The sequence below is a fragment of the Gordonia sp. NB41Y genome (genome assembly GCF_030718915.1).
GTDB classification, from domain to species: domain Bacteria; phylum Actinomycetota; class Actinomycetes; order Mycobacteriales; family Mycobacteriaceae; genus Gordonia; species Gordonia desulfuricans.
Map to the genome: position 1 here is coordinate 3,766,650 of NZ_CP132196.1, position 18,384 is coordinate 3,785,033.

16 protein-coding genes and 1 pseudogene are annotated in these 18,384 nt (G+C 65.7%); 4 read left to right on the forward strand and 13 right to left on the reverse strand.

All coding sequences use genetic code 11. The features are described 5' to 3' along the window. Positions 1-16 precede the first annotated feature (16 nt). The 10 genes and pseudogenes from Q9K23_RS16250 to Q9K23_RS16295 form a co-directional block, all read right to left on the reverse strand. Positions 17-793, reverse strand: a complete 777-nt coding sequence (locus tag Q9K23_RS16250) for a hypothetical protein (protein WP_020791055.1) — start codon at positions 791-793, stop codon at positions 17-19. Next, positions 790-2,019 carry a cation:proton antiporter gene (locus tag Q9K23_RS16255; protein ID WP_020791051.1) on the reverse strand — a complete coding sequence of 410 codons (1,230 nt, stop codon included), beginning with the start codon at positions 2,017-2,019 and terminating at the stop codon, positions 790-792. The genes Q9K23_RS16250 and Q9K23_RS16255 overlap by 4 nt, the downstream gene beginning before the upstream one ends. 89 nt (positions 2,020-2,108) lie before the next feature. Then, entirely contained in the window at positions 2,109-2,846 is a 738-nt protein-coding gene (locus Q9K23_RS16260) for an SGNH/GDSL hydrolase family protein (protein ID WP_053776692.1), read from the reverse strand. 182 nt (positions 2,847-3,028) lie between these two features. Beyond that, complete coding sequence (locus Q9K23_RS16265) at positions 3,029-4,318, reverse strand: alpha/beta hydrolase-fold protein (RefSeq protein ID WP_053776696.1); 1,290 nt, start codon at positions 4,316-4,318, stop codon at positions 3,029-3,031. Between the two features lie 339 nt (positions 4,319-4,657). Further along, the gene (locus tag Q9K23_RS16270) at positions 4,658-6,172 is read right to left on the reverse strand and encodes an asparagine synthase-related protein (RefSeq protein ID WP_238403473.1); all 1,515 of its coding nucleotides are present in this window, start codon (positions 6,170-6,172) and stop codon (positions 4,658-4,660) included. Positions 6,173-6,216: 44 nt separating this feature from the next. Beyond that, positions 6,217-7,107: a hypothetical protein gene (locus tag Q9K23_RS16275; protein ID WP_053776690.1), complete on the reverse strand. Its 891-nt coding sequence runs from the start codon at positions 7,105-7,107 to the stop codon at positions 6,217-6,219. A 429-nt stretch (positions 7,108-7,536) separates the two neighbouring features. Continuing rightward, entirely contained in the window at positions 7,537-8,160 is a 624-nt protein-coding gene (locus tag Q9K23_RS16280; protein ID WP_305950550.1) for a LysR substrate-binding domain-containing protein, read from the reverse strand. A gap of 69 nt (positions 8,161-8,229) precedes the next feature. Further along, positions 8,230-8,457: pseudogene (locus Q9K23_RS16285) on the reverse strand (LysR family transcriptional regulator); the annotation flags it as partial. 313 nt (positions 8,458-8,770) lie between these two features. Further along, positions 8,771-9,667 (reverse strand): LysR family transcriptional regulator, encoded by an 897-nt coding sequence (locus Q9K23_RS16290; protein ID WP_020791186.1) that lies wholly within the window; start codon positions 9,665-9,667, stop codon positions 8,771-8,773. Positions 9,668-9,885: 218 nt separating this feature from the next. Further along, the gene (locus Q9K23_RS16295) at positions 9,886-11,175 is read right to left on the reverse strand and encodes an acyltransferase (RefSeq protein WP_020791187.1); all 1,290 of its coding nucleotides are present in this window, start codon (positions 11,173-11,175) and stop codon (positions 9,886-9,888) included. A gap of 226 nt (positions 11,176-11,401) precedes the next feature. Between Q9K23_RS16295 and Q9K23_RS16300 the strand changes: the two genes are divergently transcribed. After that, on the forward strand, positions 11,402-12,802 hold the full coding sequence (locus tag Q9K23_RS16300; protein ID WP_020791188.1) for a styrene monooxygenase/indole monooxygenase family protein: 1,401 nt from the start codon (positions 11,402-11,404) through the stop codon (positions 12,800-12,802). Between the two features lie 13 nt (positions 12,803-12,815). Here the strand turns inward: Q9K23_RS16300 and Q9K23_RS16305 are convergent, their stop codons facing one another. After that, positions 12,816-13,835 (reverse strand): alpha/beta hydrolase, encoded by a 1,020-nt coding sequence (locus Q9K23_RS16305; protein WP_053776688.1) that lies wholly within the window; start codon positions 13,833-13,835, stop codon positions 12,816-12,818. A gap of 105 nt (positions 13,836-13,940) precedes the next feature. Here Q9K23_RS16305 and Q9K23_RS16310 point away from each other — a divergent pair, with 105 nt between their 5' ends. Continuing rightward, entirely contained in the window at positions 13,941-14,873 is a 933-nt protein-coding gene (locus Q9K23_RS16310) for an oxidoreductase (protein WP_053776687.1), read from the forward strand. A gap of 20 nt (positions 14,874-14,893) precedes the next feature. Here Q9K23_RS16310 and Q9K23_RS16315 read toward each other — a convergent pair whose 3' ends face one another. Then, positions 14,894-15,535, reverse strand: coding sequence for a methyltransferase domain-containing protein (locus tag Q9K23_RS16315; protein ID WP_020794059.1), 642 nt, complete (start codon positions 15,533-15,535; stop codon positions 14,894-14,896). Positions 15,536-15,538: 3 nt separating this feature from the next. Beyond that, positions 15,539-16,075, reverse strand: a complete 537-nt coding sequence (locus tag Q9K23_RS16320) for a carboxymuconolactone decarboxylase family protein (protein WP_020794060.1) — start codon at positions 16,073-16,075, stop codon at positions 15,539-15,541. A 25-nt stretch (positions 16,076-16,100) separates the two neighbouring features. Here Q9K23_RS16320 and Q9K23_RS16325 point away from each other — a divergent pair, with 25 nt between their 5' ends. Both Q9K23_RS16325 and Q9K23_RS16330 read left to right on the forward strand, forming a co-directional pair. Then, positions 16,101-16,568, forward strand: a complete 468-nt coding sequence (locus Q9K23_RS16325) for a MaoC family dehydratase (protein WP_020794062.1) — start codon at positions 16,101-16,103, stop codon at positions 16,566-16,568. A 210-nt stretch (positions 16,569-16,778) separates the two neighbouring features. Then, on the forward strand, positions 16,779-18,374 hold the full coding sequence (locus Q9K23_RS16330; protein WP_305950203.1) for a transposase: 1,596 nt from the start codon (positions 16,779-16,781) through the stop codon (positions 18,372-18,374). Positions 18,375-18,384: the final 10 nt, after the last annotated feature.

The following is an 18,384-nucleotide window of genomic DNA, read 5'->3' on the forward strand; positions in this document are numbered from 1 at the left end:
GTACGGGAGGGCCGGACTATCCGTCGAATCGTCCGGCAAGCGCCTCCTGGACCCGAACCTTCATCTGTTCCACCGGCTTTCGGTAACGGGCTTCTCGATGTCGTGAGCGCTCCATCGCCGACGGTCGGTGGACGTAGCGGCGCCGGGCCCACGGTGAGTCGGGGCGCGCCAGGCGCACACTCCCGACGATCAGCAAGGGGACGAAGAACATCCCCAGCAGACCTGTCCAGATCTTGCCCTTGAGTAGCGTGACGACGGCCAACGAGTATTGGATCGCCAGTACGACGATGCCGATCGTGATGCCGAACCATCGACTATCGCCGTCAGAGCTGCTGAAGTCGTTGCCGTCCAGGCCGATCGGATGAATGCCCAACACGAACATCACGGTGATCGCGAAGGCGACGAAGATCGCGTCGATGCTGGTGCGACCTTCAGCCGACCAGTAGACATCGCGCAGGTGCAGGACGAGTGCGAACTCGTCGAGGACCAGCGCCGAGCCGATCCCGAATCCCGACGCGAAGACGCAGTTGAGAACCGGGGTGTGATAGCTGGCCACGGCGATGAAGCCGAAGCCGGACACCAGCATAGCGATGAGCCCGAACACGACATGGTGGATGTGGACAGTTCCGGTGGTGATGTTGCCGGGCCACCAGCGCACCTCGGCGCGGATCATCCGGGTACTGAACCGGATGAACAAGAACGTGAGAGCGAAGGCGACCATCATCATGAACAGCGGTAGTCGGCCGGTGGCGACGATGGTGTCGGAGAACGTATGGATCATCGTGGAACTCATTCCAGGTCGGAGGATCTCGGAGTCGGGGAGGACTTTTCGACTCGGCCCAACCACCACGCGGTGAGGCCGTAGGCCACGACGCTGAACAACACGGTGGTGACCACGGTGTACAGGGCGACGGAGGCGTCGTCGATATCGGAATCGGCGAGCTTGGTCCAGGCGAGCAGACCGAAGACGATCGAGGCCGTTCCGCGGGGACCGATCGCGGCGACCATCAGTCGCTCTCGGAAGTTGAATCGAGAGCGGGTCAGGGACAGGGTGACCGGTACGATCCGGAGCACGGTGAGTGCGGCGATCGCGAGCAGCGGGATACCGAATCCGGGCCATCCGATCTCGAACAGGTAGCACACCGCGACACCGAACATGAGCCAGACGACGATGTTGGCGAGCGTCGCGATGTCCTCGACGAGCACGAGTCCGGCAGTCTGACGTCGTCGCGATTGCGTCGCCTGATACGCGAGGCCGCAGACGAATGCTGCGACGAAGCCGTTGCCGTGGAACACCGTTGCTGCTGCATAGGCGAGGACTGCGGCCATCACCACCGTCATACCGAGGGCACGGTTGTCGGTGAGTCCCCGGCGCAGTGCGGCATTCGTCGACACCGCGGTGACCGCGCCGCAGACGAGGCCGACCGCGACGGCCACACCGGTGGCGGCGAGGGCCTCGCCGATCGACTCGAGAAGGGAGGCCTCGTCATCCTGGGCGAGGGCGAGGGTGAGGCCGAACACGAATATCGGCGCGACGATGCCGTCGTTGTATCCGCTCTCGACATTCAGCAGATGGCGCACACGTTGGGGAAGTACCCGGGACCGAAGCAGATGGCCCGCCGGGGACAAGTCGGTGGGCATCACCGCGCAGGCGATGAGCACCAGCACGGCGACGGAGTTCGTCGGGAGCAAGAAGAGCCCGAGGATCACCGCGCCACCGACCGACAAGGGCAGCGCGATGAAGAGCAGACGGAGCGCGGCCCCGCGGTCATGGCCGAGAAAGCCCCCGCGGACCTCGGTCGCGTCGACGAACAGCAAGAGCGCGAGGATGATCTCGACACCACGCTCGACTGCCGAACTGTCGAGGAGTTCGCTCATGTCCGGCCGGTACAGCAGCCCGGCCACGATCCCTGTGGCCAGCATGATCACCGCCGGCGAGATGCGATGCGCGTCCAGCGCGCCCGCCACGAGCGTCCATCCGATCCCCGACAGTAGGCCGATGATCAAGATCTGTGTCACCGCAATACCTTTCGTTGGTCATGAGGAGCAGTCGTCGTCAGACATGAGCTCAGGCGGAACGAACGACGCCCGTGGCCGCCGCCGTCGGCTCAGCCGGCCCGGCCCACGGTCTCGGCGACCAATCGGGCGATGGCCGACTTACCCTCGGGGTTCTGGTGGTACGGGGACGGGCCGTGATATCCGTACAGCCACGGCTGTGGCGAACACACCCCGTGCGCGCGACCCGCCCGAGAGGCCTCGACCACGTGGGCGTCGACCTGTGATGCCGCGTCGGCGAGTGCTTCGGTGATGTGGTCGAGTACCACCGAGACCTCGGCGATCTGCTCGTAGGTCAGAGGCAATGCAGCGCAGCCGAAGTCGCCACGAATCGCCAGCGGTGGGTAGTCGACCACGACGACCGTCGCATTCGGTGCGCGGTCGGAGATCTCGGTGACGACCCGGGTCAACGAGTCCGACAGTGCCTCGAGGTCGTCGGCGGTGGGGAGCGGCGGCGCCAGTGGATCGCATCTCCTGGTGTTGGGGACGGCGCCCGCGGCGGCGCAACTCCAGGCCATTGCCCGTCGCATGTAGTCGATGTTGTTTCCTCCCACGGTCAGGGTGACGAGCGCGGTGTCGACGGTCACGGCATCGATCTGTGGCGCGTCGGCCGCACCCGGTTGTGCCCGCTGCAGGATGTCGGTGGTGGTCGCGCCCGAACAGCTCACATCCACCAGATTCATCCTCAGCAAGCCGGCGACCTGGTGCGGATAGTTGTCGTCCGACCTCCCGCACCGCCGATCGGTGAGGCTGCCTTCTGGCCCGGACGCGTAGGAACTCCCCAAGGCCACATAGCGCTTGGGAGTCGCGTGAGGTGACAGGGATGCGTGAGGTGACAGGGACGTCCGGTCGGGGGACGGGCCTTCTGGGCCCGGTGCGGGTGAGGCGCACGCGGTGAGGGCGACGGCGATCATCACGAGGCAGAGATGCCATCGTCGGAGGCCGCGCCACGGTGGAGTGCTCATCGTCGGAGTCATCCTTGTCGGTCGAGTCCCAATCTGGCTCCGAGCCAGGGCAACTGGGCGCGAAGGCCGCGTGACCACACGGTGAACGAGTGTCCTCCGGGAACGGTGGAGAAACGGACGTCCATGCCGGCAGACTTCGCGAGCGAGAAGATGGATTCCAGTCCTGTCCGGTACTCGTGGTCGTCGGCCCCCACCACAAAGGCACCCGCCACCCCGGGGAATCGCTCGCGACGAAGGATGTCGGCTGGATTGACGGCCGCGAACCGCGCGGAATCGCCGTGGAATGCCGCGGCAACGGTCTCCTGGCGGCTGCCGAGTGTGGGCTCGATCTGGCCGGACATGTCGATGAAGGTGGGATACATGAGGGGGAAGTTGGTGGTCAGCTGCAGTGCGCACGTACCGCCGTAAGAGAGGCCACCGACGGCCCATCGGGTGCGGTCCGAGTCGACCTGCAGTGCCCGGGCTGCCCAGGCCGCGACGTCGGTGGTGAGATAGGTGGCCACATTCCCCAATGCCGAATCCATGCAGAGTGGGTTCGCCAGTTCCGACCCCGTGGCGTCAGCCATGATCACCACCGGCGTCAGCCCGTTGTGGCTGGCCGCATACGCATCCATCGTCTGGACCAGTTGTCCGCCGGTGAGCCAGTCCACGGGCGCTCCCGGCTGACCGGCGAGCAGGACGAGGACCGGCAGGATCGGACGCGGCTGGGCGAAGTATGCGGGAGGCAGATAGACCTTTGCGGGTCTGGCATCGAAATGCGAGGTCGCGCCTGGTATCTCGGCCTCGCCGACGCTTCCACCGGTGGGTAGGTCGGAGGGCTTGCGCCACTGGTCGAGCGGCACCGTGGAGGTGTGTGCGATGTCCGCGAGATCCACGGTGGGGTAGTCCCGGAGGTCGAGCGCGACACGGAGCGTGGGATATTCGCCGAAATGACGGTTGACGTGGGCGGCCACCGCCAGCGCCACCACTGCAGCGGTCAGCACACTGAGTACCCGCACCGTGACACCGGTGCCGATGGTCAGTCGGCGAATGGCCGCGACGAGGCCGAAGATCGCCACCGAGATCCAGACATAGACCTGATCGGGGATCGGATCGGCGAACGGCTTCCAGATGGAGTTCACATACCACCTGATGAGCAGGGTGCTCCCGAGTGCGACGGCGAGCGATATCGCAGCGGTCACCAGGGAATCCATCCACGAGCGTGATACGACGAGCCAGATCACGGCGACGATCGCGAGGGCGGTGAGTGTCCAGAGAATCCAGCCGTCGGTGATGGAGGCGTCGAGAAGGGCGTTCATCGGTTCGTCGATTCCGAACGAATGGTGCGGCTCCATCGAGAATCCGCCGTGAGTCGACGCCGAGGGAAGTTCCAGAGCTGCACTGGTGCAGGCGATGTCGACTCCGCGGCGTCGGAGGTGTCAGCGGTCGTCATGAGGTCATGGTAGAGGCGGAACGATGATGAGATCGGCGACGATTCGCGAGGTGGCAGGTGATCTTGTTGTGTACAAGAACGTTGCGTCGATTCACAATTACTTGTGTTTCCGTGGCTATTGCACCTCGACGGGTGGGTGTGGTTCACCTCGATATCGACCCCGGAGAGGGCGAGAATCCGGCGGTCGCGGATCGCGAACTCCCGGCTACACCTTCTTGGCCACTCGGCGAGCGAGGTTCCACCGCAATGCTCCGACAAGATCCTTGCCCTTTTCGAAGAACGTGTGGTCGTCCAGCAGCATGTCGTCGGCCAGCGCCTGCCGGAGGTCGTTGCCCGACACGGCCAGTGCCGCATCGAAGTCACGGCGCAGCGGTCCATGGGCGCCATATCCACAGCGCCGGTATTCGGCTGCGATCCATGGCTTGAAGAGGCGAATGCGATCGTGGAGGCCCGACGAGTACGACAACCCGTGCTTGGGGCGGTTGATCACGTAGTCGGGCAGCGCGTCGTCGAATGCACGACGCAGCACCCACTTTTCCTGCCCATCTCGCGTCTTCATCGACATGGGCAGGCGGAGGGCGGTCTCGACCACACGCTCGTCGAGGAACGGTACCCGTGCCTCCACCGTGGCGGACATGCTCGCCCGGTCGACTCGCTGTAGTTCGGTGCGTGACAGTCCGTGGAGTTTGTGCAGGAACAGATCCCGCCGTTGGTCTTCCGGAATGGTCTGATACATCGGGTAACCGCCGAACAGCTCGTCGGAACAGTCGCCGCCGACGGCGATCCGGATCCCGTCCTCGGCGATGGCGGTGAACAGCACTGCCGAGATCACCGCGTTGATGATGTCGCCGTACTCGGTGAGCTCGGAGAACCGGACCGCATCCATCACCGCGGACCGACCGATGTCGGACGGTCGCACCTCGATCACCCGGTGCGGGATGCCGATGTCGCGGGCGAGGCGGGTGGCATGGTCGATGTCGGGGCTGTCGGGGGTTCCGATCGTGTAGGCCACACATGTGGAGTGTTGCTGGGCAGCAAGGGATGCCACGATCGAGGAATCGAGACCGCCGGAGAGGATGATGGCGATCGGCAGGTCGGTCCGGACACGCGAGTGCACTGCGGACGTCACCGCGGAGCGGACAGCGCCGACGGCCTCGTCGACGGAAGTGAACTCGTGACCGCCGGCGGTGTGGAGCGCCTCGTCGAGATCGTAGTAGCGGCGTAGCGAGGCGCCGTTCTCGGCCGATATCCAGCCGTGGTGTCCGGGCGGAACCTCCATGATCGGTGCGTCGATGGTGACGAGCGCCTTGATCTCGGATGCCACCGAGACCAAGCCGTCGGCGATCGCGTAGTAGAGAGGCTTCACGCCCAGCCGATCGCGTGCGACGTAGACCGACCCGTTGAGTTCTGCGGCGAAGGCGAACTCTCCGGAGAGGTGCATGACCGCGTCGTCGGTCCACGTGATCAGGCTCAGGGCGACGAGTTCGGTGTCGGACTCGGTCGTCGGAGTGTGGCCGTGCTCGGCGAGCTCGGCTCTGATCTCGTCAGGATTGTAGATCTCGCCGTTGTAGCACAACGTGTAACGCTTGTTCGGACCGAATCGCCACGGTTGGATGGCATGCTCGCGGTCGACGATGGGGAGTCGGCGGGTGGCCGCTGCGAGATCGTGCCGTGTCCAGCGTTCGGTGACGGTGCCGCGTGACTCGATCGAAGAGATCATCGCGTCGAGAGTGCGCTCCTCCCACCCGACGCCGACGATCATCGCTATTCCGCACATGGTTCGCCTTTCACCGTTCTTCTCATCCGGGGGTTGAGGCAGATGTGCCACGCCTGTCCCTCGTCGATGACATTGATCTCCGCCGCATCGGCACGATCGAGGAGAACCGCGGCGAGAGCGTCACCGAAGCCGAGTCGGGTCATCCAGTCCATCTCGATGTCGGCAGCCCATCCGAGGCAATGCGCGCTGCCGGATGCGGCGGTGTAGCCGGAGCCTCGCATCTCGTCCTGGTAGGCGACGCTGCGGACCAGGCTGTTGACCCACGGACGCGGGGCATTCGGGGCGCGGTGTGCGAGGTCGTCGGCGATCGCGTTGAGCACAGCGATCACCTCCGGACGGCCGTACGGCAGCCGCATGCCGATCGTCCTTGGCGAGTGCCGGGGGCGCAGTCGTCGATCGAGCGCACGGACTCCACGTCGTGGGAGGTCGAAAACCTGTGTGCGGAAGTCGAACCGAAGCTCGCCACGTGACCTGGCCTGGCGCAGATCGATCAGTCCGGCATCGGTGGTGACCTCGATGTCGGTCCGGAAGGGACGGGTACCCGCCCACCACACCGCATCGAGGGTCGACAGGAGGCGGACCTTCAGCAGGGCGGGAACGTCACGCGCCGATGACAACCCGTTGGGGCGAAAGGTCATTGCCGAGTGGATCAGGTCGGCGGTGAACTGCTCCCGACCATCGGCGTCCCCGAGGTGATGATCGAGCACCGCAGAAATCGCCGGGGTGTCGAGACCTCGCCGGATCACACCGCCGAGATCCTGCACCGGGCACGTCGCCGCCTGCGTGGCCAGCATGTCGACCGCACGTCGGAATGTCGCCACGGTCAGCGGGCTTGTCAGCTCGGATTCGAGTCTTTCCGAACTCTCGGAATATGTCATCGGGTCAGATTCCTCGGAGGGGGTTCCGGCATGTCGTCGGCAACGTAGTCCATACATACTCCCCATCGGGGGTGAGTTGCGAGCGCAACGCGCCGTCGGTGAATTCCAGCGCGAATACCTTGTCGGACTCGGGTCGGGCGACCGAAAAGAATACTGCGGCACGCGGGATCGCGCCAGGGTCACCATCAATTGTTGCGGTCACACAAGAACTGCTTGTGTATTGTGGATTGCTCATTGTTGCGTCATTGTGGCGGGGGATCTTTGATCGGTCGGATCAGCGGTCCGAACGGATCGGGTGCCTCGACAGTCGGAGGCCGACGATCTGACTTCTGACGGGCCACGGCGGGTATCACCGTGGCTATCGCGATGGCCACGACAGCTCCGGAAACACGATGACGTCGGGGAAGATCTCGTCTGCGGGCCACGTGATCACTTGCCGAACAGCGCATCGCGAACCGGTGAGGGGGATCCGTGCGGGAGCCATATTGCCTGGAGTGGGATCTTGGGTGCGTCCTGGAACTCGATCACCCGGACCCGCCCGCCGAAGACATCGCCGGCCGGGTCGGTCACGAAGGCACATGCGGAATCGCTTGTGGCGACGGCGGTACTCGGCGGTGTTCCCTGGATGGGGTTGACGAGCAGCGAAGGCTCGAAGCCCTCTCGGTGGCACAGCGACACCACGAAATCGGTGTAGAACGACTGGTTTTCGGGACCCCAGACGATGATGGGGTAGTCGGCGAGGTCTGCGGTGACCACGACCTTTCGGTGGGCGAGTGGATGATGCACCGACACCGCGAGACGAAGTGTGTGGTAGGTGGCGACCGTGGATTCGAGGTCGAGTGAGTGATCGATCGCCCGTCGGAGCGCGACATCGATGGCACCCGAGTGGAGTTCATCCCGAATTCGATCGGGATAGACCTGGGTGACCTTGAACGGCTGGGCCGACATCTGCGACAGGAGTGGCTCGATGAGCTGGTAGACCTCTTCACCGGATACCGCGGGTGTATGGCCGATCACGAACGGTCGGGGCGTTTCCTCGATCGCGCGGTGCACCGCTTCGACGGTCTGCTGACCGCCGGCGAGAAGTGCCGGGGCACGACGGTACAGTTCGCGGCCCGCGTGATTTGGCAAAAGTGTTCGACCCGATCGGGAGAAGAGATCGACCCCGAGATCGGATTCGAGCTGTCGTAGTGATGCGGAGAGCCCTTGCTGGGTCATGAACAGTTGTGTTGCCGCAATTCGGAGATTGGGTGCCTCCACGGCGGTGACGAACTGATGGACTCTGCGTAGATCGAGGAAACGTGGTGCAGGTCCGCCCCATTCGGTTCGCTCGGACGGCTGATCCGTCACCCTTGCTCCTCCTGTTCAGAATCTGGTCGGTCTTCGCCCGCGTAGTGTGACGACACTCGTTGTCAGCGTTCTTTGTGGTCGTCAATTCATGCGCACGACGTACTAAACATCGATTCCACCGGACGCGCCAACAAGCGGTGTTTGACGAATATCAACCGATGATGTGAGCGACAGGCCCAGTGCGGTGCCCGTGGACCTCGGGCCATGCATGTCGCTGACGAATGGGGGCTTCGATCACCTCGATTCGAGACGGATGAATCACGGAAGAGTGGTCACGGCGAAACAGATCGTTGTCGATACGACGGGGGTCGGGTCAGGCGCCGAGGAATGCACGTCGAACCGGTGACGTGGTGTCGCCCGACCAGACGGCATGCAGTGGGATCTGTGGTGCCTGCCGAAGATCGAGTACCAGGACGCGCCCACCGAAGGTGTGGCCGGGCGGTTCTGTGACGAAGGCGCATGCGGTGGTGTCGGCAGCGACAGCGGCGCTCAGCGGGAATCCGTCGATCGGGTTCATGAGCAGCGTCGGTTCGAAGCCCTGCCGGCGGCACCACGACACCAGGAAGTCGGTGTGGCGCGACGTGTGGTCGGGCTCCGAGACGATCAGCGGGAATTCCGCCAGATCAGTGGTGTCCACGACCTTCCGAGTCGCGAGCGGATGGCCGACGGAGACCACCACGCGCAGGGTGTGGTGTCCGACCACAGTGGATTCGAGATCGGATGTGGCGTCGACCGCCCGCTGCAGTGCGAGATCGAGGGAACCGGAACGAAGTTCGTCGCGGACCTGGTCGGGGTGAATTCGGATGACCTTGAACCGCTGAAGGGGCATGCGTGCCGACGCCGGGCCGATGTGCCCGTACGCCTCTTCTCCGGAGACCTCCGAGGTGTGTCCGATCACGAAAGGGACTGTGGCCGCATGAGTCGCCGAATGTAGCGCGTCGACGGTCAGTCGGCCGCCGGCGAGGAGTGCCGATGCACGGTGGTACAGGACGCGGCCGGCCTGGTTCATCTGGAGTGAGCGCCCGGAGCGGGTGAAGAGCTCGACGCCGAGATCGGTCTCGAGCCGGCGCAGGGATGACGACAGTCCCTGCTGCGTCATCGACAGCTCGGCCGCTGCCACCCTCAGGGTGGGAGCCTCGACCGCGGCGACGAAGTGATGAAGCCTGCGGAGATCGACGAGCAGCGGGATCTCGCGATCTCGTGAAGACATCCGGCGGGGCACAACAGGTACTGAACATCGAATGCTGCAGTGGTGCCAAACAGATAGCAGTTGTCGATCGACAAGAACAGATGGAGTCCACTGGTCGGCGACGGATGTCGCCGACGACGATCAGGAATCGTGTCCCGGGGAGCCGTGACGGGTCGGCCTGGTTCCGATCCCGTTCACGGAGTCGGACAGCGTCCGCGAGAAGCGGATCGGTGTCGGCGTCAGGCGGAGATCCGCTCGCCCCGTTCGGTCTGCTCGGCACGTTCGGTCCGGCCCCGACGCCACTGACGCACGCGGCGTCCGGCGTCGATCGGCAGGCGTGGCCGTCCGGTCAGATACAGCGACCCGGGCAGATGCCGCAGGATCTCCACGAGCAGCAACGACCCGGCCAGGGTGGCGAGGTAGACCGTGATCGTGCCCCACGGCTGTCCGAGGGCGGCCAGGATCGTCGGCTGGCCGTCGGTCTTGGGATAGAGGATGAAGAACAGCACCAGGACGTGGACCAGGAACACCCCGAACGACCGGTTGGAGGCGAAGGCCACCGCGCGGGCGAACCGGGGCGTGAAGTCGCGCCAGTTCTGCGCCCAGTACAGGGCCGCCGCGTACAGACAGGTCACCGCGACCACCAGGAACGGCAGCAGCGTCGGCTGGAAGGCGGCCGCGGCGTAGATCGGCCGCTGGCCGTCGCTCCACACCCGCCACAGATACGTCCCGACCGCCAGCGCGCCGGTGCCCACGAGTGCGGTCGCCAGCCACCAGAACTTGCCCGACAGCCAGGCGGTGATCTCCTCGCGATGCACCGCGGCGACGGCGCCGAACAGGATGAAGAACTGATACGGCACGAAGGTGGCGTAGTAGTGCCACCAGTACTCGGCGAATCCGGCCGGGGGCTGCCAGTGCGTGATGGTGACGAAGATCGCGAACTGCGCCACCACGCTCACCGCCATGAGCAGCCGGTGATGGCCGGCGGTGGCCCGGACCAGCCACAGCACCAGCGGGAACAGCAGATAGATCTGCAGCATCACGAACAGGAAGTACATCTGGAACCCGGACAGGCCCCACATCGCGAGTTTGCCGAACTCGTCGAGACTCGACGGCACCTCGGTCAGCCGGCCGTGCGCCCACATGTCCTCGATCACCCAGTAGATCAGTGACCAGGCCAGATACGGGAAGATGACCAGCTTGATCCGGCGGCGCCAGAACGACCACGCCGAGAAGTCGGACTTGTCGAAGTTCTGGTACATGAGCACGAAGCCGCTGAGTGCGAAGAACGTGTTGCGGGTGAAGTGCAACAACAGTGACGTGCTGTTGACCCCGACGCTGTCCCACTCGTCGGTGGTCTGGGTGAGGCAGTGGACGAAGATCACCAGGGAGAAGGTGGTGGCCCGGATCAGGTCGAGATGGTGGAGGTAGGCCTTGCGGGCGCGTCCGGTGGACTTCGACCGGCCCTTGTCCTGCTCGTCGGTGTGCTGCGCGCCGGCGTCGGTCGCGCGCGATAGAACTGTCGACATACTCCGTCTCTCGAATGGCTCGGTACAGGCCGGAGCCGCAACGACCCACTCAACCCCGTGATCAATCCGTGATCTGGTCAGCCTAACAGCGCCACCTGAGCGCTTGCTGGGACGGATCTGTCAATCCGTGTCAGGCGCTGACCGGCCGGTATCGGCGCCGTCGCCGATCCGATTGCCATGAACGTAATCCTGTCGCGGTCGACAGGGACCCGGCACGCTGGCCCGCATGACTGAGATCACAGGCAGTGACACCACTGCGAATGCCAAGAAGACGGTCGCCATCGTGGGGGCGGGACTGGCCGGGACGAGCGCGGCACTGGGCTTCGCCGACGCCGGATTCGACGTCACCCTCTACAGCGACCGTGACCGTGCATCGCTGCGCGACAAGGTGCCGCCCACCGGGGTGGGTGTGCTGTTCGGGGCGTCCCGCGAATGGGATGCGCAGATCATCGAAGACCTCTACGAGGTCGGCAACACCACCGGGATCAGCGTGCGCCTGCACGCCGGGGAGGGCGACGAGCGTGCCGACGTGCTCGCCTTCAACCCCGACTACGGCTATGTGGCGCAGGCGGTGGATCTGCGGCTGCGCGCCGACGACCGGCTCGGCCGGTTCCTCGACCGTGGGGGCCGCTTCGAGGTGGGCCACGTCGACGTCGCAGCCCTCGACCGGATCGCCGCCGAGCACGATCTCACCCTGGTGGCCACCGGCAAGGGCGGGCTGTCGGGGGTGTTCGAGGTGGACGCCGAGCGCACCAAGTACGACGCCCCGCAGCGACGTCTGCTGCAGGTGACCCTCGAGGGCGTCGACCACGGTCCCGACACCTTCGCCTACCGCTCCCGCGAGGGCGGCGGGCATGCACTGTTCAACCTCGACAGCGACAACGGTGAGATCTTCGTCGGACCGTTCCTGCACAAGGACGCCGGCGCCACCTGGTCGATCATCGTCTTCGCCAAGCCGGACGGCGCCTGGGCGCCGCTGATCGACGGCGTCGTCGACGTGCACTCGGCGCGGCAGGCCGTGGTGGACATCTTCGAGGGGTTCTTCCCGCACGACGCCCCGGTGATCTCGGCGCTGCAGGTGATCGAGTCCGACCCGTACGCCTGGCTCACCGGTGCGGTCACCCCGACCGTCCGCAAGGCCGTCGGGCAGACCGCGGGCGGGCATGTCGTCGGCGCGATCGGCGACACCGCGATCTCGGTCGACCCGGTCGCCGGCCAAGGTGCACAGAACACGCTGGTCCAGATCGCCGAACTGGTCGCCGCCGCCCGTGACCGTCTCGCCGCCGACCCGAACGCCGGCTTTGGCGCCGACTGGCTGGCCGAGGAGTTCGAAAAGCACTGGGAGCGCCGTGGACTGGCGTCCACCGAGGTGACCCGTCTGTACCTGGGCGACCCCGACTACGCGACCCACCTGGAACTGTCGTTCCCGGCCGCAGCGGTCAACACCGACGTCGCGTCGGCGCTGTTCGGGCTGTTGTCCGACCCGAATCCGTTGCTGTCGTTGAAGACTCGCGACGACGTCGTCGGATTCATCACCGCCGTCGCCGGTGAACCCGCCGACGACGTGCTGGCCCGATTCGCCCCGGCCGGACAGTTCAGTTCCGCCCCGCGTCCGGTGGGGGTCTGAGCCCGGGATCCGGTCAGCCGGCCGGGGTACCGGCCGCCTGGACGATCTCGTCGACGAGGACCCCGAAGGTCGACGACCGCGGGTCAACGATCGATGAATGTGTCTGTCCGGCAAGCAGAACGAGACGTGCGTGGCCGCCGACCGCCTGGTCGGCGGCCACGTAGCGTTCGGCCAGCTCCGGACGCACCACCTGGTCCCGGGTGCCGGTGACGACCACGATCGGGATGGTCGGGTCGATGTTCTCGATGGGGTCGACCGACGCATAGCGGGACGGCACCTGGCCGGGGGTGCCGCCCAGCACCCGGATCACCGCATGGTCGCCGAGGGCCACCGCACGCCGCAGGTCCAACGGCCCGGCCAGGGAGAACACCCGGGATGGACGGAACCGTGGACCGGAGCCCACCTCGCCCGGGGCGAGGTGGGCTCGTGTGGCTGCCCACACGGCCAGCTGCGCGCCCGCCGAGTGCCCGACCACCACCGCATGCGAGGCGTCGACCTGCCGGTACCGGGCCGCGACGGCGGGCACGTGGTCCATCGCGGCGCCGACGTCGGTGAACGTGGTCGGCCAGCCGCCGCCCTTGCCGACCCGCCGGTACTCGACGTTGAGGACGGCGAGCCCACGCTCGGCGAGGATGCGGGAGAAACCGGAGAAGGTGGATGCCCCGATCCGGGACTGCCAGCCGCCGCCGTGCAGCAGGATCACCAGGGGGAAACGAACCGGTCGCGTCGACGGGCCGGGCGGCGGGGTGAGGTCGGGGAGATAGAGATCCATCCAGTTCTGGTGCGGATCGGGGTGCCCGCCGGGAACCGGATATCGCAGATGTTCGACGGTGACCCCGGTGGCCGTGTCGGCGGATCGGGTGTGCACGGGACGGATCGGGACGACCTCGGTGTGCGCGGCCCGGGGTGGATCGACCGACGGTCGGATGTCGGGCTGCACCGGCGGTGCCGACGCGCAGCCCGCCACGACCACCAGAGCCCCGAGCATCGCCGACATCCACCGGTGCAGGCGGGGATGCGGCGGTCGGAGCACCTGACCAGTGTGCCCGCGTGATCGCCACCATGTACCGACTCCGGGCGGTCGGCCGCCGCCGATGTGGTACCAAGATGCGACGAATCGCCCATAGGAGCTCGCCACATGCCGAAGCAGCGCTGGACACCGGCCGACGCGCCGTCGCAACGCGGACGGGTCGCCGTCGTCACCGGGGCCAACTCCGGGATCGGTCTCGAGACCGCCCGCCAGCTCGCCGGCCTGGGTGCGCGGGTCGTCCTGGCATGCCGCAACCCCGACGCCGCGGCCCGCGCCCGCGACGACATCGCCGCCACCGTCACCGGCGCCCAGCTGGAGATCGTGCGACTGGATCTGTCGGATCTGTCGTCGGTCCGTGAGTGCGCCGACGAACTGCTCGCCGAACATCCCTCCATCGACCTGCTGATCAACAACGCGGGACTGATGCGCCAGCGCCGTGAACTCACCGCCGACGGCTTCGAGATGGACTTCGGGACCAACTTCCTCGGGCACTTCGCGCTGACCGGCCGACTGCTCCCGTTGCTGACCGCGGCCGAGGCCGGTCGCATCGTGACCGTCGGGTCCAAGGTGTACAAGGCCGGGGTGATCGACTTCGACGACCTCACCATGGAACGCGGGTTCTCCACCGCGCGTGCCTATTCGAGGGCCAAGCTGGCCGAACTGGTCTTCGCCGTCGAACTGCAGCGCCGGCTCGAGCGACGGCCGGGCCGATCCCCGATCTCGGTTGCCGCCCATCCCGGTGCCACCCAGTCCGGGGTGATGCGCGATCAGGCGGTCCTCGGCTGGCTGTTCACCACGCCGTCGCTGCGCTGGATTCGCCGGACCTTCATCATGGAGGCCCCCGACGGTGCGGCCGTCACGCTGCGCGCCGCCACCGACCCGGCCGTCCTCGGCGGCCAGTACTACGGTCCGCACGGCGTCTTCGGGTTCAGCGGTCCGCCCGCACAAGAGGTGCTGACCGAGAAGGCCACCGACCCGGTCCTGGGTGAAAAACTCTGGGGGACCGCAGAAAAACTCACCGGGGTGAGCTACGAGCTGTAGGCCGCGGCCGGACCGGGCGGTCAGTCGGGTTTGCTACCCAGCACGTACTGCCCCTCGCCGATCAGGGACTGCTCGACATGGCGAACACCGTTGCGGTGCAGTCGATCGATGATCTCGTCGACACCGAAGATGCGGAAACCGCCGATCCGGGCGAACAACCCGACGCCGGGGATCGACGACACCGGACCGGCCGCCGAGGTGAACACGACGATCTCGGCGCCCGGTGCGGCGACGCGGACCATCTCGTCGAGTACCGGCAGCGGATCGGGGATCAGGTACAGCGCCGCGAGACAGAGCGTCTGGTCGAAGGTGTTGTCGGGGAACGGGAGTACATGCGCATCGGCCCGGAGGTAGGCCGCGCGGGGTGAGCGGTTGGTGGCCAGTGCGGTGCGCAGCATCGCCGACGAGAAGTCCACACCGATCACCCGGCCGTCACCGGTGAGACCGTCGGCGATCTGGCCGGTGTAGTTGCCGGGGCCGCACGCGACGTCGAGCACCAGCCGCTCACCCGGCCGGGACAGATAGGCGCGCAACGCCTTGTCGTAGTCGGCGGTCTCGGTGCTGCCGTGACTGAACGCGCGGGTGAACACCGGGCGCCAGATGTCCTGATAGATCCGCGAGAACAGCGGATTGCCCATCAGCCTCGACGCCGGCGTCGACACGGTTCAGACCCGGGTGTCGGGCTGCACGCGCAGGGTGTGCAGGGTGGTGGCGAGTGAGTCGTACTGACCGACCAGGAGGACAAAGGCGATCGTGTGGCGCTCGTCGAGATGCCGGCGGAGCGCGGCCCAGGCGAGCTCGGAGATGTCCTTGTCGGCGACCAGTTCGTCGACCGCCCGCAGGATCGCCCGCTCACGGTCGCCCCAACCGGCGTCGGGGCCGGCCAGGATGCGTTCGATCTCGTCGCCGGACAGCCCGGCACGTTTGCCGAGCCGACGATGATGATCGAGCTCGTACTCCGACCCCCGCAGGTGTGCGACCCGGATGATGACCATCTCGGAGTCCTTGCGCGACAGCGTGCCGAAGGGCATCTGCCGGGCCGAGAAGTACAGCCAGGCGCGGAAGAGGCCGCGGCTGCGGCCGAGTGTGCTGAAGATGTGGGCGTTCTGCACACCGATGGCCTTGGCCGCCACCGTCGCGAAGGCCCAGTTGATCGGACCGAGTTCGCGGAGGCCACCGGGAGGGATCCGAGGCGTCGTCATGGGGCCACGGTAGACTACGGCGACTATGACGACCATCACTCCGCGTACGTTCAGCAGTGTCGAATCACTCAAGGCGGTCATCGGCGAGGATCTCGGTTCCGGTGAGTGGCTCGAGATCACCCAGGACCGCGTCAACGCCTTCGCCGACGCCACCGGTGACCACCAGTGGATCCACGTCGACCCGGAGCGTGCCAAGAGCGGCCCGTTCGGGGCGCCGATCGCCCACGGCTTCCTGACGCTGTCCCTGCTCCCGGTGCTCGCCGGCTCGATCTTCACCGTCGAGGGACCCAAACTCGTCATCAACTACGGCATGAACAAGGTGCGTTTCCCCAACCCCGTCCCGGTGGGCTCGCGGATTCGCGCCAATGCCGTGATCACCGAGATCGAGGAAACCCCCAAGGGGGTGACCATGGTGGTGCGCAACACCGTCGAGATCGAGGGCGTCGACAAGCCCGCATGCGTCGCCGAGAACGTCCGGGTGATGGTCTACTGATCGGTCCTCGACCGGATTTGTCGGGATCTCTGCTGGTCGCGTCGACGACGACGGCCGGCGGAGATTTCGACTCGAGTCCTCGCTTCGCTCGGTCTCGGATCAATCATCGTAGGGGGTCGACGTTGGGTACCGGTTCGATCATCAATAGTCAGTTGACTACTGGGTCAGTGTATTTGGTGGTTGAGCCGGGACCGAGTCGTTAGGGGGCTGTTGCAAAATGGGGTGGCCAGGTTTTGGCGCCTGTCGCACACCCATTCTTGGGGTGTTGTAGACGATAATGGGTTGGTGGCCAAGGGATATCGACCAGTCGACCGTGATCAACAGTATCTGTTGCCGCCGAGCATGCGGGAATGGTTACCCGCTGACGATCCGGTGTGGCTGGTCATCGATGCGGTCGCCGGACTCGATACCAAGAAACTGCATGCCCGCCGATCCGTCGGTGGTGTGGGCCGGGCCGGTTATCACCCCGACATGTTGTTGACGTTGCTGATCTGGGGATGGGCCCAAGGCCAACGATCCTCCCGGAAACTGGAACGGTTGTGTCACCGCGATATCACCTACCGCATCATTTGTGCTGGTGACGTCCCCGACCACGTGACGATCTCAAGGTTCCGCGCCGAGTGCGCCGAGGTGGTCGAGGACCTGTTCACCCAGGTCTTGATGTTGTGTGCACGGGTTGGGATGGTCGAGTTGGGGGTGGTGGCCCTCGACGGTGTCAAGATCGCCTCGAACGCCTCGTTGGGAGCCAACCGCACCGAAGCCGGCCTGCGTAAAGCACTGGCCGCCGAAGCCGCCCGCGCCGCCGCCGAACACGCAGACACCGATGCCGACGAAGACACCACAGACGGTGACAGTGGTTCTGGTGACCAACTACCGGCCGAGTTGGCCGAACCCAGCATCCGGGCACAACGGATCGCTGATGCCCTCGCCCAGATGCCCAAACCCGCAGTAGATCCGATTGAACGGGCCCGCTCCGAGGTTCGCGTGCGGGAGAGCTCGTATGCGCGGGTCGCAACGATCCAGCAGGAACGGATCGACCGCTGGTATCAAGGCCGGGTAGGACGTCCGCCGAAACCGATCGATGAAGCCGTGACGGTCGTACAAGCCCGTGCCCGACTCGATGCGGCGATCACACGCGCCGAGCAGGCCGTCGCCGCTGCAGCATCCGACACTGGCGCCAAATTGGATGGGCCGCAACGTAATATGACCGACCCGCAGTCGCGGTCGATGCCGATGCGTGGGGGTGGGTGGATTCAGGGTTACAACTGTCAGGCCGTGACGAGTTCGGATGGTGTGATCATCGCGGTCGAGGTTTCCAACAATCCGTCTGATGGTGCGATGTTCGTCGGTATGAGTAAACGGGCTGTTGCGGCTGCCCAGGTGATCGATGCGGCACGACCAGAAGGGGCCGACGCCAACGGTATTGGTGTCATTCTTGCCGATGCCGGGTATCTGTCCGAGGAAGCGTTGACTGCTGGGGGTCCTGACCGGCTGATCGCGACGGGAAAGTCACGCGAGCTCAATCGCACCGCCCGTGACCAGCCAACTGTTGGGTCACCTCCCTCCGATGCCACCCCGGTTGAACAGATGGCTCACCGGTTGGCCACGGTTGAGGGTGCCGCGCTGTACCGGCAACGGAGTCATATTGCTGAGACACCGTTCGGGCATGCCAAACACAATTTGGGTTTCCGTCGATTCACCAGTCGTGGACAACGCCGTGCGACAGCGGAATTCACGTTCCACGCGTTGACTCAGAACCTGTTCAAGGCTTTGGGGGCAGGTCGTCTGGTTCCTACTGCTGCTTGACCGGCACCGT

Bases quoted from the DNA above. Each gene is read 5' to 3' on its own strand.
- Q9K23_RS16250 (WP_020791055.1), bottom strand. From the start codon at position 793: ATGAGTTCCACGATGATCCATACGTTCTCCGACACCATCGTCGCCACC.
- Q9K23_RS16265 (WP_053776696.1), bottom strand. From the start codon at position 4,318: ATGAACGCCCTTCTCGACGCCTCCATCACCGACGGCTGGATTCTCTGG.
- Q9K23_RS16270 (WP_238403473.1), bottom strand. From the start codon at position 6,172: ATGATCTCTTCGATCGAGTCACGCGGCACCGTCACCGAACGCTGGACA.
- Q9K23_RS16275 (WP_053776690.1), bottom strand. From the start codon at position 7,107: ATGACATATTCCGAGAGTTCGGAAAGACTCGAATCCGAGCTGACAAGC.
- Q9K23_RS16290 (WP_020791186.1), bottom strand. From the start codon at position 9,667: ATGTCTTCACGAGATCGCGAGATCCCGCTGCTCGTCGATCTCCGCAGG.
- Q9K23_RS16295 (WP_020791187.1), bottom strand. From the start codon at position 11,175: ATGTCGACAGTTCTATCGCGCGCGACCGACGCCGGCGCGCAGCACACC.
- Q9K23_RS16300 (WP_020791188.1), top strand. From the start codon at position 11,402: ATGACTGAGATCACAGGCAGTGACACCACTGCGAATGCCAAGAAGACG.
- Q9K23_RS16310 (WP_053776687.1), top strand. From the start codon at position 13,941: ATGCCGAAGCAGCGCTGGACACCGGCCGACGCGCCGTCGCAACGCGGA.
- Q9K23_RS16320 (WP_020794060.1), bottom strand. From the start codon at position 16,075: ATGACGACGCCTCGGATCCCTCCCGGTGGCCTCCGCGAACTCGGTCCG.
- Q9K23_RS16325 (WP_020794062.1), top strand. From the start codon at position 16,101: ATGACGACCATCACTCCGCGTACGTTCAGCAGTGTCGAATCACTCAAG.